The organism is Paracoccus sp. 22332 (assembly GCF_052045125.1).
GTDB lineage: Bacteria > Pseudomonadota > Alphaproteobacteria > Rhodobacterales > Rhodobacteraceae > Paracoccus > Paracoccus haematequi_A.
Genome location: NZ_JBQEOI010000001.1, coordinates 109453 through 124127 on the forward strand (window position 1 = coordinate 109453; position 14675 = coordinate 124127).

15 protein-coding genes are annotated in these 14675 nt (G+C 68.4%); 9 read left to right on the plus strand and 6 right to left on the minus strand.

The annotated features are described in order from the left end of the window. Window positions 1-85 precede the first annotated feature (85 nt). Entirely contained in the window at window positions 86-1012 is a 927-nt protein-coding gene (locus ACTJI6_RS00460; protein ID WP_126153488.1) for a glucokinase, read from the minus strand. Window positions 1013-1168: 156 nt separating this feature from the next. Here ACTJI6_RS00460 and ACTJI6_RS00465 point away from each other — a divergent pair, with 156 nt between their 5' ends. Next, complete coding sequence (locus tag ACTJI6_RS00465; RefSeq protein ID WP_440796868.1) at window positions 1169-1600, plus strand: hypothetical protein; 432 nt, start codon at window positions 1169-1171, stop codon at window positions 1598-1600. Here ACTJI6_RS00465 and ACTJI6_RS00470 read toward each other — a convergent pair. The 3 genes from ACTJI6_RS00470 to ACTJI6_RS00480 are packed head-to-tail and all read right to left on the minus strand — an operon-like array spanning window position 1597 to window position 3772. Further along, complete coding sequence (locus ACTJI6_RS00470; protein WP_440796870.1) at window positions 1597-2337, minus strand: amino acid ABC transporter ATP-binding protein; 741 nt, start codon at window positions 2335-2337, stop codon at window positions 1597-1599. The two genes, ACTJI6_RS00465 and ACTJI6_RS00470, sit on opposite strands and share 4 nt — an antisense overlap. After that, window positions 2334-3008 (minus strand): amino acid ABC transporter permease, encoded by a 675-nt coding sequence (locus ACTJI6_RS00475; protein ID WP_440796872.1) that lies wholly within the window; start codon window positions 3006-3008, stop codon window positions 2334-2336. Before ACTJI6_RS00475 ends, ACTJI6_RS00470 begins: the two co-directional genes overlap by 4 nt. Further along, window positions 3005-3772, minus strand: a complete 768-nt coding sequence (locus tag ACTJI6_RS00480) for an amino acid ABC transporter substrate-binding protein (protein ID WP_440796874.1) — start codon at window positions 3770-3772, stop codon at window positions 3005-3007. Before ACTJI6_RS00480 ends, ACTJI6_RS00475 begins: the two co-directional genes overlap by 4 nt. 250 nt (window positions 3773-4022) lie before the next feature. On the opposite strand from ACTJI6_RS00480, the gene ACTJI6_RS00485 reads away from it, so the two are divergent. Then, a complete protein-coding gene (locus ACTJI6_RS00485; protein WP_126153483.1) occupies window positions 4023-4364 on the plus strand; it encodes a DUF2853 family protein in 342 nt (113 codons plus the stop codon). Here the strand turns inward: ACTJI6_RS00485 and ACTJI6_RS00490 are convergent. Next, window positions 4355-4975 (minus strand): enoyl-CoA hydratase/isomerase family protein, encoded by a 621-nt coding sequence (locus tag ACTJI6_RS00490; protein ID WP_440796876.1) that lies wholly within the window; start codon window positions 4973-4975, stop codon window positions 4355-4357. The two genes, ACTJI6_RS00485 and ACTJI6_RS00490, sit on opposite strands and share 10 nt — an antisense overlap. Before the next feature lie 75 nt (window positions 4976-5050). On the opposite strand from ACTJI6_RS00490, the gene ACTJI6_RS00495 reads away from it, so the two are divergent. The 4 genes from ACTJI6_RS00495 (at window position 5051) to ACTJI6_RS00510 (ending at window position 9976) form a co-directional block, all read left to right on the plus strand. After that, on the plus strand, window positions 5051-6667 hold the full coding sequence (locus ACTJI6_RS00495) for a DUF2125 domain-containing protein (protein WP_440796878.1): 1617 nt from the start codon (window positions 5051-5053) through the stop codon (window positions 6665-6667). Window positions 6668-6743: 76 nt separating this feature from the next. Then, window positions 6744-8093: a TldD/PmbA family protein gene (locus ACTJI6_RS00500; RefSeq protein WP_440796880.1), complete on the plus strand. Its 1350-nt coding sequence runs from the start codon at window positions 6744-6746 to the stop codon at window positions 8091-8093. Then, window positions 8080-8859 (plus strand): inositol monophosphatase family protein, encoded by a 780-nt coding sequence (locus tag ACTJI6_RS00505; RefSeq protein WP_440796882.1) that lies wholly within the window; start codon window positions 8080-8082, stop codon window positions 8857-8859. The genes ACTJI6_RS00500 and ACTJI6_RS00505 overlap by 14 nt, the downstream gene beginning before the upstream one ends. Window positions 8860-8905: 46 nt before the next feature. After that, on the plus strand, window positions 8906-9976 hold the full coding sequence (locus ACTJI6_RS00510) for an endonuclease/exonuclease/phosphatase family protein (protein ID WP_440796884.1): 1071 nt from the start codon (window positions 8906-8908) through the stop codon (window positions 9974-9976). On the opposite strand, the gene ACTJI6_RS00515 is transcribed toward ACTJI6_RS00510, so the two are convergent. Further along, window positions 9973-11514 carry an SARP family transcriptional regulator gene (locus tag ACTJI6_RS00515; RefSeq protein WP_440796886.1) on the minus strand — a complete coding sequence of 514 codons (1542 nt, stop codon included), beginning with the start codon at window positions 11512-11514 and terminating at the stop codon, window positions 9973-9975. The two genes, ACTJI6_RS00510 and ACTJI6_RS00515, sit on opposite strands and share 4 nt — an antisense overlap. A gap of 97 nt (window positions 11515-11611) precedes the next feature. On the opposite strand from ACTJI6_RS00515, the gene ACTJI6_RS00520 reads away from it, so the two are divergent. The 3 genes from ACTJI6_RS00520 to ACTJI6_RS00530 are packed head-to-tail and all read left to right on the plus strand — an operon-like array spanning window position 11612 to window position 14645. Next, a complete protein-coding gene (locus ACTJI6_RS00520) occupies window positions 11612-12679 on the plus strand; it encodes a phosphatase PAP2 family protein (protein ID WP_440796888.1) in 1068 nt (355 codons plus the stop codon). After that, a complete protein-coding gene (locus tag ACTJI6_RS00525) occupies window positions 12670-12894 on the plus strand; it encodes a hypothetical protein (protein WP_440796890.1) in 225 nt (74 codons plus the stop codon). Before ACTJI6_RS00520 ends, ACTJI6_RS00525 begins: the two co-directional genes overlap by 10 nt. Beyond that, window positions 12891-14645 (plus strand): hypothetical protein, encoded by a 1755-nt coding sequence (locus ACTJI6_RS00530; protein ID WP_440796892.1) that lies wholly within the window; start codon window positions 12891-12893, stop codon window positions 14643-14645. The genes ACTJI6_RS00525 and ACTJI6_RS00530 overlap by 4 nt, the downstream gene beginning before the upstream one ends. The last annotated feature ends 30 nt before the right edge of the window (window positions 14646-14675 follow it).

A 14675-nucleotide genomic window follows, 5' to 3' on the forward strand; every position in this document is an offset into this window, starting at 1 on the left:
CATAAGAGCAGGACGCCCCGGCGAATCCAAGCGATTCATCCGCGAAAGCGGGGGCAGGGGACGGGTTTCCGCCGCCTGTTGCGCCTCAGGCCAGCGCGGCCAGGCAGCCTTGCAGCGCGGCCATGTCGTCGCGGATCAGGAAGATCGGCGTGTTTTCAGGAATATGGCGCATATAGGGCTGGGCCAGGAAGGACGCGTTGAACAGATCCATCCGGTCGGCGATGCTGCGGCCGACGCTGCCCGCCAGGAACAGCCCTTCCAGCGGCATGAAGCGCAGCGCCAGTTCCCGGCACAGCAGGCCCACCAGGTCGGCGAACAGGTCATAGGTGGCATTGGCCGCCGCATCCCCCGCGTCCGAGGCCGCGTCGATCTGTTCGCTGCGCACCGGCGGGGTGCCGGTCAGCGCCGCGTGCAGGCGCGACAGCCCGCGACCCGCGAAGGCTTCCTCGGTCGAGATGAAGCCCTTGACCGCCTCGGGTCCGACGGCATCCAGCAGCCGCAGATAGATGTTGGCGGGCAGGTGGGTATGGCCTTCCTCGGCCTCCATCGCGGTGATCGCGCCGCCGGGCAGGCTGCGCACGGCGCAGACGTTGAAGCCGGTGCCCAGGTTGACCACCAAGGCCTGTCCGTTGCGCGCCCGGTCGGCGGGCGCATGGCGCAGCACCGCCAGCCCGTCGCCGCCCAGCGAGGGCGTGGCATAGCCCAATGCGGTCAGGTCGTTGATCAGCCGGACCTGATCGGCATCGGTCAGCCGCGCCAGCCGATCCTGGTCGAAATCCCAGTCGCGATTGGTCAGCCGCGCCCGGCCGCCACTGACCGGGCCTGCCACCGCCACGCAGACGGCGCTGATGCGCGGCTGGTCCTGTTCTTGCAGGAACTGGCGCACCACGTCGTCGAAGGTGGCGTAATCGTCGCCGCGAAAGCGGGTCACCGTATCCCGGTCGATGCTGCCGCCCCGCGCGATGGCCAGCCGGGCATTCGTGCCCCCCACATCGCCCAGAAGTATCGCCATTGGGGACCGTCCTTCCTGTCGCCTCAGCCGCCTGTTCCCCGACAGGATTGCCCGGTTTCGATGGGCGGCGCAACGCCGCGTCACGGCAAATGTCGGAACCCCTGGGGGGACCGGGGTGTTTTTCCCCCAGCAAACATTGGATGAAAGGCCCTGATCATGACCCGCATCGCACTCCGCATCGCCCGTCTTGGGCTGGCCGGCAGCGTCGCGGCCTTGATGGCCATGCCCGCCCTGTCCGCCACCCGTCCCGACCAGCCGGTGCAGGCCTGGCCTGCCATGGCAGGGGTGGATACCGCCACGCTGCTGGAACAGGCCCAGGATCTGCCGACTTCGGACATGGCGGTGGGCGACCAGCCCTATTGCGCCGAAAATGCCGAAATCCGCGCGACCCTGCGCCACGACTTCAACGAAGCCCCGGTCCCCGGCGACGGCCATGCCGCGACCGAGCTGTGGGCGTCGGAACAGATGGGCACCTGGACCTTGGTCGCCCCGCGCCGCGACGATACAAGCTGCATTATCGCCTCGGGCATCGGCTATGACCAGGCGCGCGATGTGGACGTGTACTACCAGACGGCGGGCCTGCGCTAACCCACACGCCGCAGGAAGGCCCGAGTCCGGTCGTCCTGCGGATCGCCGAAAATCTGGGCGGGCGGGCCTTGTTCGACAATCCGACCGCCATCCATGAAGACGATCCGGTCGGCGATCTCGCGCGCGAACTGCATCTCGTGCGTGACGATCAGCATGGTCTGGCGGCCGTCGGCGATGCTGCGGATCAGGTCCAGCACCTCACCCACCCATTCGGGGTCCAGTGCGCTTGTCGGTTCGTCGAACAGCAGCAGATCGGCGTCCAGCGCCATCGCCCGGCCGATGCCCACCCGCTGCTGCTGGCCCCCGGACATGGCCGAGGGATAGCTGTCGCCGCGATCGGCCAGCCCGATCTGGGCCAGGATCTCATCCGCCCGCGCGGCGGCCTTGGCCTTGGGCCAGCCGCGCACGGTGGTCAGCCCTTCCATGATGTTCTGCCGGGCGGTCTTGTTGGCGAACAGCGCATAGTTCTGGAAGACAAAGCCCGTTCGCCGCCGCAGCGCCAGCACATCGGCGCGGCTGGCGCGCGCCGCGTCCACGGACAGGTCGCCGATGGCGATCCGCCCCGCATCGGGCCTGTCCAGCCAGTTAAGGCAGCGCAGCAGCGTCGATTTTCCGGTCCCCGACGGGCCGATGACCGCCACGCGTTCACCGGGCTTCAGGCACAGGTCGATGCCGTCCAGCACTGTATTCGTGCCGAACCGCTTGACCAGCCCGGCAATGTCGATTTCGCATTTCATCGTGCCACCGCCTTTCCCAGATGGCGTTCCATCCAGCGTTGCCCGACCGACAGGATCTCGACCATGATCCAATAGATCACGGCGACGACCAGGAAGGCTTCCAGATACAGGAAACTGCCCGCCGCCTCTTTCTGGGCCGCGCCCATCATCTCGGTCACGCCCAGGGTGAAGGCCAGCGAGGTGCTTTTGATCAGGTCGATGAAATAGTTCATCAGCGTTGGCGCTGCCACGCGGGACGCCTGCGGCAGCACGATCCGCCGCAGAAGCTGGCCCTGGGTCATGCCGATGGACTGGGCGGCTTCCCACTGGCTGCGATCCACGCCCAGGATCGCGCCGCGGATGCTTTCGGCCATATAGGCCGAGAAATGCAGCGTCAGGCCGATCACCGCCGCCGTGATCCCGTCGATGGTCGTCAGCGCCGGGACCAGCTGCGGCAGCCCGTAATAGAACAGGAACAGCTGCACCAGCAGCGGCGTGCCGCGAAAGAAGCTGATGAACACCGCCACGATGCTGTCGGCGACCGGCACGCGCAGCACGCGGACAATCGCCAGCAGCGCCGCCAGGGCCAGCGCCGCCGCCATCGCGATCAGCGCCATGCCCAGGGTCAGCGGGACATAGCCCAGGATGACCGGGACCAGATCCCACATATAGGCGGTGTCGAGCGGCCTCATTCAGCGGCGGCGTCGGCCAGGGGCTTGGTCACATCGGCATCCAGCCATTTTTCCGAGATCTCGGCCAGCCTGCCGTTCTCCTTCAGCTGGGTGATCGCCGCGTCGACCTTGTCGCGCAGGGCGATCCCGGCCTCGTCCTTGCGGAAGGGCAGGGCGTTGCGAATCTCATCGAAGGGCTGGCCCGCCAGCGCCAGGGGCAGGGGGCTTTGCTTGATGACCTGGGCCGAGGACACCCGGTCCATCACGAAGGCGTCGACCCGGCCAAGCGCGGTGTCCTGTTCGATGTTGCTTTCATAGGTTCGGATGTCGATATCGTCGGCATAGGGCAGGGCGCGCAGCAATTCCTCGAAATTGGAGCCCAGGTTCACCGCGACCGACTTGCCCTTCAGGCTTTCGGGGCCGGTGATGGTGTCTTCGTTGCCCGCCTTCACCACGACCTGCGCGCCGTCATAGACATAGGGCTGGGTAAAGGCGAACTTCGCCTCGCGTTCCGGGGTGATGGTGATCTGGTTCGCCACCGTGTCGATGCGGCCCGATTCCAGCGCGCCGATCAAGCCGGAAAAGGACATGGTGACGAATTCGATGTCGTCCCCCGTGATCTCGCCCACGGCGTTCATCAGATCCACCTCGAAGCCCTGCAATTCGTCGGCGCGGGTGAAGGTGAACGGGAAATAGCCGCCCGACATGCCGACGCGGATCGTATCGGCGGCGGCGGGCAGGGCGGTGGCCAGCCCCAGGGCGGCGGAAAGGATCAGGCTGCGCATGGAAAACTCCTTTATCTTCATCACTTTCAGATGCGCAGGCCAGGCAGGCTGCACAAGCGTCGGGGCCGCGAAAAGGACCGGCGCCGCCGCCCTGGGGGGCGAGCGGGGAAAACGGTTGCCGGGAAACGGCGCAGCGGGAACAATGTTCCGCCCGCATCCGGCGATCCCAGGCGCGCCAGGCGGACGGAATTGATAAATGTCAATTTCCGTCGCATCCTCGGCCTGCCACCAACGGCAGGAGTGAGGGACGATGAGCAAGCGTGACGACCTGATCGCGAAATACGCCGCCGACATCCGCGACAAGCTGGGCGAAGAGCCGGACATGGATCTGCTGACCAAGGTCACGATCGGCTGCGGCCCATCGATCTACAACGACGATGCCGAAACCGTCGCGGCCAGCGATCCCGCCGAACTGGACCGGATCCGCAAGAACTTCCTGATCGGCAAGCTGGGCCTGGCCGAGGGGCCGGATCTGGCGCGGGGACTGGACGCGGCCATCGATCGATACGGCCGGTCGAACCGCAACAAGTATCGCGCGGTCCTGTATTACATCCTGTGCCGCCAGTTCGGGCGCGAAGCCGCCTATGCCTGAACTGTCAGCGCCTTGATCGCCGCGACGTGATCCGGCGCGGCGGCCAGGGCGTCGGCCGTCAGCGCGCGGGCCTGGTCCATCAGGTCGTCCGGCGCGGCGATGCGGTCGATCAGGCCCCAGGACAGGGCCTCGGCCGCGTCGATCCGGGCGCCCGCCATCAGGATCATCCTGGCCCGCGCAGGCCCGATCAGGGCTGCAAGGCGCGGCGGATCCGACGGCTGCGGCAGAAAGCCCAGCCGCATCACCGGATAGAAGAACCGCGCATCGGGAACGGCGATGCGCAGGTCGCAGGCCAGCGCCATGCCGAAGGCGCCGCCCGCCAGCGTGCCGTTCAGCGCCGCGACCGTCAGGCAGGGCAGGGCGGCGATGCGGCCCGACAGGCGTTCCCATTCGGACGAGGTGGCAAGCCCCGCCTTGGCCTCGTCCAGATCCGCCCCGGCGGAAAACACCTTGCCCGCCCCGGTCAGCACCACGGCCCGGCAGCCCGCATCCGCAACCTGGTCGAAGGCCGCCGTCAGATCCCGCAGCATCTGTTCGGTCAGCGAATTGGCCTTGCCGGGCCGGTCGATGGTGACGACGGCCAGGCCGTCCTGGTTCACGAAACGGATCACGCGATTGCTCCCTTGGCGTTGCCGGGTCACTGTGCGACAAATCCCGCAAGCAACGACTTCCGAAAGGTATCAGGCATGGTCCGCCCTCTTGCAACATCCCTCCTGGCGCTGACCCTGGGCGCAGGTTCCGCCCTGGCAGATGTCACCCCGGCCCAGGTCTGGGAAAACCTGCAAAAATACAGTGCCGACTATGGCTATCAGGTCAGCGGCGATGTCGAGGATGCGGGCGGCACGCTGACCGTCACCGATGCCGTCTTCACCATGGCAGGCGAGGCGGGCACAACCTCGGCCACCATCCCGCAGATGACCTTCCAGGAGACCGGCGACGCGCGGGTGCGCGTGGTGATCGAGGGCGACATGGCCGTGGACAGCCGCTTCACCGTCCCGGCCCCGCAACCCGACACGCCCGCCGATGCCCCGGCCGATGCACCGGATGCGGGCACCGATGCCCCCGCCCCGGCGGAAACGGTCGAGATGACCATGACCGGCACGATCAAGCTGCCCGGCAACGAGATGGTCGTGTCCGGCACGCCCGAGGATATGCTGTACGAATACACCTATCCGACCATGGCCTTCGATTTCACCCTGCCGACCGAACCGGGGAAGGATGTGACGATCCCGGTCACTGGCACCGTGACCGATCTGACCGGATCGCAGCGCAATGTCGCGGCGGACGGCGGCATCGACAGCACCTTCGACATGAAGGCTGCCCAGGCAGAGATGCAGATCGACGCCCTGGTCCCTGGCGAGGGCGCCGGCGGCGCGGGCAGCGGCAGCATGGACTTCCATGTGGCGGTCACCAACCTGACCGGCAAGGGCACCGCCAAGACCCCCGGCCAGTCCTTCGACCTGGGCAGCCAGCTGGCGCAGGCCCTGGCCGCAGGCCTGACATTCGACGCGACCCTGACCTATGAGACGCTGCAAGGCAGCTTCGAGGTCGCGGGCAAGGACGACAGCGGCCAGGACCAGAACGCCAAGGGCAGCTTCGGGTCCGGGGCCAGCGACATCGCCGTCCGGATGTCGGACCAGGGCCTGGGCTACAAGGCGGCGTCCGCCGATGCCAAGGCGGAAATGACCGTCAACACCCTGCCCTTCCCGATCAGCTATGCCGTCCGCCAGATCTCGGCCGAGATGCTGCTGCCGGTGTCCAAGGGCGATGCCGCGCAGCCCTTCAAGTTCGCCTATGTCCTGGACGGGCTGACCTTTTCCGACGCGATCTGGAACCTGTTCGACCCGACCAGCCAGTTGCCGCGCGACCCGGCCAGCCTGACCGTCGACCTGTCGGGCGAGGCCGTGCTGTCGCAGGATCTGTTCGACCCCGCCCTGGCCCAGCCCCCCGCGGATGCCGGCGCCGATGCCGCCCCCGAGGCACCCTTCGCGCCCAAGTCGCTGACGGTCAACAAGGTCGCCCTGGACGCGGTGGGCGCCAAGGCCGACATCGCCGGAACGCTGGAATTCGGCGACAATCCGAATGAACCCGTGGGCAAGCTGAACGGCAGCTTCGAAGGCGTGAACGGGCTGATGGACAAGCTGGTCACGATGGGCCTGGTTCCGCAGGAACAGATGATGGGGCTGCGCATGATGCTGGCGATGTTCGCCAAGCCGGTGGACGGCCAGCCCGACCAGTTGACCTCCGAGATCGAGTTCCGCGAAGGCGGGTCGATCTTCGCCAACGGCCAGCAGGTCAAGTAACGCAGGCCCGATGGGCCATCATCGGCCGGGGCCACGGTCCCGGCCTTGTCATTCGCCGCCATCAAGGAGGGACGCGATGTCACCCGTGGATTTGCAGGTGCTGGCCGAATCGCTGGTCGATGCGGCGCGGCGCGCAGGGGCCGAGGCCGCCGACGCGCTGACCAGCAGCGGGCAATCCATCAGCATCGACATGCGCGGCGGCGCCCTGGAACATGCCGACCGGGCCGAGGGCGTGGAAATCGGCCTGCGCGTGCTGATCGGCGGGCGGCAGGCCAGCGTCTCGGCCTCGGACCACAGCCCGGCCACGATCACGGACATGGCCGAACGCGCCGTCGCCATGGCGCGCGAGGCGCCGGTGGACGACATGCTGGGACTGGCGGACCCGGACCAGCTTGCCCGCGACACCGACGCCCGCGCCCTGCAGATCGCCGACGACCGACCCGACCCGTCGCCCGACCACCTGCAAGACCTCGCCCTGCGGGCCGAGGCGGCGGCCCGCGACATGCCGGGCATCTCTCAGGTCGAATCCGCCAATGCCGGGTTCAGCCGCCGGTTCCTGTGGCTGGCGGCCTCGAACGGGTTTTCAGGCGGATACGGGCGCACCACCCATGCCATTTCCACCGTCGCCATCACCGGCGAGGGGCTGGGGATGGAACGCGACTATGCGGGCGAATCCCGCGTCTGGGCCGAGGATCTGCCCGCCCCGGAAGAGATCGGCCGCCTGGCCGCCGAACGCACCCTGGCCCGCGCCGGATCCCGCAAGCCGCCGACCGGGGCCTTTCCGATCCTCTACGACCGACGGGTCGCCGCGTCGCTGATCGGCCATCTGCTGTCGGCGGTGAACGGGTCGGCCGTCGCGCGCGGCGCAAGCTGGCTGCGCCGCGATCTGGGCCAGCCGGTGCTGCCCGAAGGCTTCGACCTGACCGAGGATCCGCTGCGCCCGCGCTATCCTTCGTCCCGTCCCTTCGATGCCGAGGGGCTGGCGACGCGGCCCCGCAAGATCGTCGAGAACGGCGTCCTGCAAGGCTGGACGCTGGATCTGGCGACCGCCCGCAAGCTGGGGATGGACAGCACCGCTTCCGCCGCGCGGGGCATGTCCTCGGCGCCGTCGCCCACCAACAGCAACGTGATCCTGACGCCGGGCGCGGCGACGCAGGACGACCTGATCGCGCGGATGGGGACGGGGCTGATCGTGACCTCCATGCTGGGCGCCTCGATCAACGGCACCACCGGGGATTATTCGCGCGGCGCCGCCGGGTTCTGGGTGGAAGACGGGCGCATCGCCTATCCGGTCAACGAATGCACCATCGCCGGAAACCTGCGCGAGATGCTGATGACCCTGACCGCCGCGAACGACGCCCTGCCCTGGCGCGCGGCCGAGGTGCCCAGCCTGCTGGTCAGGGGGATGACCGTTGCCGGAGCCTGAGGACGACCTGGCGCTGCTGGTCCGCGCGGCGCAGATCGCCGGTCCCATCGCGCTGTCCTTCTGGCGCGCCCAGCCCAAGGCCTGGGACAAGCCCGGCGACGCAGGCCCCGTGACCGAGGCCGACCTGGCCGTCAACGACGCGCTGCAAACCCTGCTGACCGGCGAGCGCCCCGACTACGGCTGGCTGTCCGAGGAGAGCGAGGCCGATGCCGCCCGGCTGGACGCGCAGCGCTGCTTCATCATCGATCCCATCGACGGCACCCGCGCCTTCATCGCAGGGCAGGAAGGCTTCGCCCACTCGCTGGCCGTGACCGAGGGCGACCGGATCATCGCGGCGGTGGTGCATCTGCCCGCGATGGACCTGACCTTCACCGCCCATGCGGACGGCCCGGCGCTGCTGAACGGCGCGCCGATCAGGCCCAGCGACGCGGGGATCAGCGGCGCGCGCGTGCTGACCTATAAATCCGCGACCGATCCCGAATACTGGAAGGATGGCCGGACACCGCCGTTCCGGCGCGAATTCCGCCCCTCGTTGGCCTGGCGGCTGTGCCTGGTGGCCCAGGGCCGCTTCGATGCGGCCCTGTCGGTGCGCCATGTCTGGGAATGGGACATCGCGGCGGGCAGCCTGATCGCGGAACGCGCGGGCGCCGTCGCCACCGACCGGCACGGCCAGCCGATGCGCTTCAACAGTCCGCGCGCGATGGTGGACGGAATGGTCGTCGCGGGACCAAGGCTGCATGGGGAATTGCGGGCCGGGATGGCGTGATCCGTGATATGATCGGGCGATCCCTTTGGCCGCGACAGGCATTCCGATGGCCCGCAAAGACATCAGCATCGCCAATTTCAACCTGCTGAACCTGAACCTGCCCGGCCAGCCGATCTATGACGGCGACGGCTGGACCCAGGCCCAGTACGACGCCAAGATCGGCTTTTCGGAACGCGTCCTGGACGACCTCGACGCCGACATCATCGGCTTCCAGGAATGCTGGAACGCCGAGGCCCTGGCCGAGATTTTCGACCGCCCGGCGCTGCGCGGCCGCTATGACCTGGTGGCGCGCACCACCGATCCGCCGGGGATCCAGGTCGCGCTTGCGGTGCGCAAGGGGATGCTGCAAGGCCCGCCCGAATGGATCGCGGATCTGCCCGATGACGCCCGCTTCATCGACCTGAAGGAAGCCCGCGACGCCGAAGAATCGGTCAGCGTCACGATCCGCAGGTTTTCCCGGCCCCTGCTGCGGGTGCTGGTCAACAAGGCCGACGGGACGCCCGACATCACCGTCTTCGTGGCCCATCTGAAATCCAAGGGACCGACCACGCTGCGGGACGATGACGGCAACCCGGTGTTGCGCCGGCACCGATTTATCGCGCAGACGGTCGTGTCCCATGTCCGCCGCATGGTCGAGGCAGGGGCGTTTCGTGCCATCCTGAACGACACGATGCGCCGCAACGACAAGCCTGTGGTGGTGCTGGGCGATCTGAACGACGCCACCACCTCGGTCTCGACGGAATTGCTGACGGGAAATCCGGGCTATCGCTTCTTTGCCAAAAGCACGGCGGGCAGCAAGTCGGATACCGGGCTTTACACGGTCGAAAAGCTGCAACAGCTGCGGTCCTTCCGGCACGTCTATTACACCTATATCCACCAGAACCAGATGGAATCGCTGGATCACATCATGGTGTCGGATTCCTTCTATGACCATTCGTCGATCCGCACATGGTCGTTTCGGGAAATGCGCGTGCTGAACGACCACCTGACGGCGACCGAGGCCCAACGCAGGCGGCTTGGCTATAACGACCACGGCATCATCGTGGCGCGGTTCGACTGGAACCCGATGATCGACGAAGCGCAGAAGATCCTGGCCCAGGAAGGCCCGGACGCCTAGATCAGCCCCGACCGCGTGACCCCCAGCAGCCCGCCCTGACGCAGGGTCGCGACCGGATAGCTGTCGCTGCCCATCAGATCCAGCGAAAAGCCCGGCTCGTTCCGACGCAGCGCCTGAAGCGCCGCCAGCGCGCCCGGTTCGTCATGCCGGTGGTATCGCAGCGCCGCCAGGAACCGAAGCGAGGGGCGGTTTTCCGGCGCGAACTGCTGGACGGCGTCGAACCGCTGTTCCGCCTCGGCAAAGCGGCCCAGCCGGGTCAGGGAAATGCCCATCCGCAACTGCCAGGTCGCGGGGTTCAGCACCGACAGCGCCTCGGCCAGTCCGGCCCGCGCTTCGCGGTGGGCCTCCTTGTGGCGGCCCAGGTCGGTCAGGGCCTGCGAATAGGCATAGCGCGCCAGCGGGTTGCGGGCATCCGCCTGGACCGCCTGCTGGGCCAGCCAGAAACTGACCTGGCCGTGGTTCATGTACCCTTCGACCACGGAACCCACGGCCAGGGCGGTCGCGCTGTAGGGATCGGCCTCGCGCGCCTTGGTGGCGAATTCCTGCGCCTCCTGGATGCTTCGCTCGGGGTCGGGCACCAAGCGTTCGAAGACCTGCGTGGTCCGCACCCAGGCCCGCAGCGCCATGGTCAGCGAGGCGTTGACCCCGTCATCCATGCCCGCCAGGGCGTGTTCGGCGCGTTCAAGCCGCGCCTGGTTGAAGCTGAACACATCGGCGAAGGACACGCCCAGCGCCGCGTCGACGGTACGCAGGGCTTCCAGCACGCGCATGACGCCCACGCAGATTTGGGCGGTGCAGTCGCCCATGGCGGTGGTCAGATCGCCCCCATCCAGCACGAACTTGTGCGACCAGAACAACCGGCTGCTGGGCCGGTGGGACAGCTTGACCAGCACATGAACGGCTTGGCCCAGGCGGTTCGCCACGGCCGACAGGACGATGGCCGATTGCCCCGGATCCGCCCGGTCGGGCATGGCGACCATCGGCACCAGGTCGCAGACCCGGCCCGCCGCCTCGCCCAGGATCATCGCGGCGATCACCCCGGTTTCGCTGTCGCCCGCGACAGGATCGGCCGTCAGCAGGACCGGCAGCAGCGACGGTTCGGGCGCCTGGGGGGTCACCGCCTGTTCCGCGTGCATCCGCGCGTCGCGCAGCCAGTCCTCGAATTCGGGGTCGGGAATGTCCAGGTCGGCGGCGAATTCCGGCATCTGCCCGTCCGGGCCGGGCCGGGCGGTCATGTCCAGCCGGACCATCTGCCCGTCAAGGCCAACCCATCCCGGCCCGCTGATCAGGGCCTCGCGCGCGTCCGCCAGGCTGATGCGGATTTCCCGCAGCACCTGGCGCAGGCTGGCATTGGCGTTTTCAGGTTCGCGTGTGCTGAACAGCAGATCCTGCAACCGCGCCCGCAGCACCCGCATCGCCGTCGCGCTGCCCATCACCGCCAGGGCGCCACGCGCCCGCATCCCGCGCGGCGTCAACGGCACGCGTCCCGGCCCGGTCAGTTCGACAGGGCCCATGAGGCGAAGGGTAAGCGGCTGCATGCAAACAAAAGCTATAGGCGAAATCCGGAGTCGTTGTTACGCTTTCCCTTACGGCAAAGATACAGCGTTTTCGATTCCCAGTCGACGAGGTTCCGTCATGCCCCTGCAACACGGCCAGCATGGTCAGCACGGCCAAGCCGCGAACGCCGCAGGGCAGACATCAGACGAAGCGCTGCTGGCCGCCGCCCTGATGCGGTCGCGGGATGCCATCTCGGGCACGGAAACTGTCAAGCCCGACCCCTTCCAGGCGGGTGAACTGGACCTGGCCGCGCGCCTGCCCCGCCTGGCGCGCGAATATCGCCATGCCGTCATGCTTTCGGAGTTGCTGGAGGATCTGGTCTTCGTGTCCGAAGACGATGCCCCGCCAGGCAAGACCGCGCGCGCCATGGCGCTGTCCCGGCGCACGACCGGGGATCCTGTGCCCTTGGCCCGGATCGTCCGGCCCGGCCTTGCGGATTTCAGCCAGGCCGCGCCGCTGGTGGCCTCCTATGCCGAACTGCGCGCGGACCGCCTGACCGAGATTCTGGCCCAGCAGCGCCACCTCATCCCATTCCTGTCCAGCATCCTGCCCCTCGACCCCGTGCGCAACCCGGCCCTGGCCGAGATGCTGGAGGTGGGGCTGGATCTGGTCACGCCCGTGGTGATGCGGATCAAGCTGGCGCTTGGCTGCCCCCGGCCGAACCAGTTCAGCGACCGCATCCAGCCGCTGATCCCCGAACCGGCCCATCCCGCGCTGCCCAGCGGCCATGCGACGCAGATCTTCACGCTGGCGACCATGCTGTCGCTGCTGGCCAACCCGGATGCGCAGGTGAAACCCGACGACCAGCTCTATCGCCTCGCCTGCCGCATCGCGGTCAACCGGACCGTGGCTGGCGTGCATTTCCCCGCCGACAGCGCGTCAGGCGCGGTGCTGGGCATCCAGCTTGGGCGCTATGTGATGGCGCGAGGGTTGCGCGGCACGGTGGGTTCGGCGGAATTCGACGGCAGCCTGTTCAGCAACCAGGTGGAACCGCGCGATTTCCATGCCGAGATCCTGAACCAGATGATGAACGGCGACGACCCGTCGACCCGGTTCAACGACGACAAGACCGCCGCCCGCCCGGCCCCCCTGTGGCAGGCGCTGTGCCACCGCGCCCGGCAGGAATGGCAGAACCGATGGAGCTGAAGTCCGATCCACCCGCCGCCCGCTGGTCCGAACCGCGCGCCGCCTATGACAGCCTGCGAACCGGCATGTCGCCCTATCTGCACTATGTCCATGACCTGCGCGCGGAACGAGGTGAGGCGCCGCGCCGCGACGATCACAGGCCCGACGCGGGCGCGGATCTGCCCGGACAGATGGAACGGGCGGTGCAGGCCCTGATCCGGCAGAGCTTCGAATGATGGCCTTGGCCATGGCCATCCTGTCGGCCTTCCAGGAATTCCTGGACGATCCGGCGGGCCTGCTGTCGGAAGGGTCGGCCAATCCGCTGGACCGCGACTGGGAAAACGCGGATCCGGACGATCCCGCCTGGGAATTCCTGTCGCCCCAGGCGCTGCCCGATCCGGGCACCGGCTGCATCATCGGGGTGATCGACGACGCGATCCCCTTTGTCCACCAGCGATTCACGCTGCCGGGGAACCTGTCGCGCACGGCGTCGGTCTGGTTGCAGGATGCGCGGTTCCGGTCGGATCGGGGCGGCGACCTGCCGTCGGGCGCCGAATGGCGCGGGGCCGAGTTGTCGGAACTGCTGGCCCGCGCCGCCACCGGCGATCTGTCGGGCGAGGATGCGATCTATCGCCTGACCGGGGCGGTCGATCTGGCCCGCCCGGCGATTCCGTCGGGCGCGTTCGAAACCGGCCATGGCGCGGCGGTGGCGACGCTGGCGGCGGGCTTCGACCCCGCGGACAGCCGGGCGAGGAACCATCCGCTGATCGCGGTCTGCCTGCCGCCGCGGATCACGGCCGATTCCTCGGGCGTCTTGGCGCCGCTGCCGATCCTGACGGGGATCCTGTTCATCATCACCCGCACCCGCCGCCTGTGCCGGTTCATCGAACGGCAGGGCGGGCTTCCACACGGGTCGGTCCGGCTGCCGGTGGTGATCAATATCAGTCTGGGCCTGACCGCCGGACCGCGCGACGGATCCACGCTGATCGAACGGTTCATGGACGCGGTCTCTGCCCGGCAGGCGGACGACCTGGGGCCGGTGCGCTTCGTCCTGCCCTCGGGCAACCATCGGCAGGACCGGCTGCGCGCCCGGCTGCGGCCCGGCCAGCAGATCGGCTGGCGCCTGCCGCCCGGCGACACGACCTTCAACGCGATCGAGATCTGGGGCCCGCCCCAGGATCACGCCCCGCGCGGCGACTTGCAGATCACCCTGACCGCGCCGGGCCGGGCGCCCGCCACGACGGCCCTGACCCTGCCCTGGCAATATTCGGTCCTGTCGGACCCGGACGGCAGGCCGCTGGCCCGCGCCTATTACACGCCGCACCGCCTGCGCGACGGGCGGTGGCGCGACGGCATCGTGGTGATCGCCCTGCCCACCTGCCCCGAACGCCTGAGAGAGCCGTTCGCCCCGCCCGGCGAATGGCGGATCCAGATCGCCGAGGGGACGCCCGACGGCCTTTACGACCTGTCCGCGCAGCGCGACGCGGTGATCCGGGGCTTTCGCCGGGGCGCGCTGCAAAGCTGGTTCCACGATCCCGCCTATCGCAACTGGGACGCAAGGGGATTCCCGATCCTGACGGATGCCCAGAACGGCGGCGGTCCCCTGGCGATCCGCACCGATACGGTCAACACCTATGCCACCGGCGACTGGCCGCTGCGGGGCGGATCGGCCTATCGGCGGGACGAACGGGCGACGGTGCCGACCGCGCTGCTGAACGACACGCAGCCGGGCGATTGCCTGGCGCCCGTCGATCAGGCGGAAAACAATGCCTGCATGATCGTGCGCGGGCGCGACAGCGGCAGCTTTGCCCTGTCGTCGGGCACCTCGCTGGCCGCGCCGCAACTGGCGCGATGGATGGCCCTGCAATTGTCCCAGGGCAAGGTGCTGGACAGCCGCGCCGCGATCCGCCGGCTGGCCGAAAGCCAATCGGCCCGGCACGCGCCCACCCCGGTGGTCGATTTTCCGGCGCGCTTCCCCGAATTCTGATCCGCCCCTGCGCATTTCACGCCGTCCGGG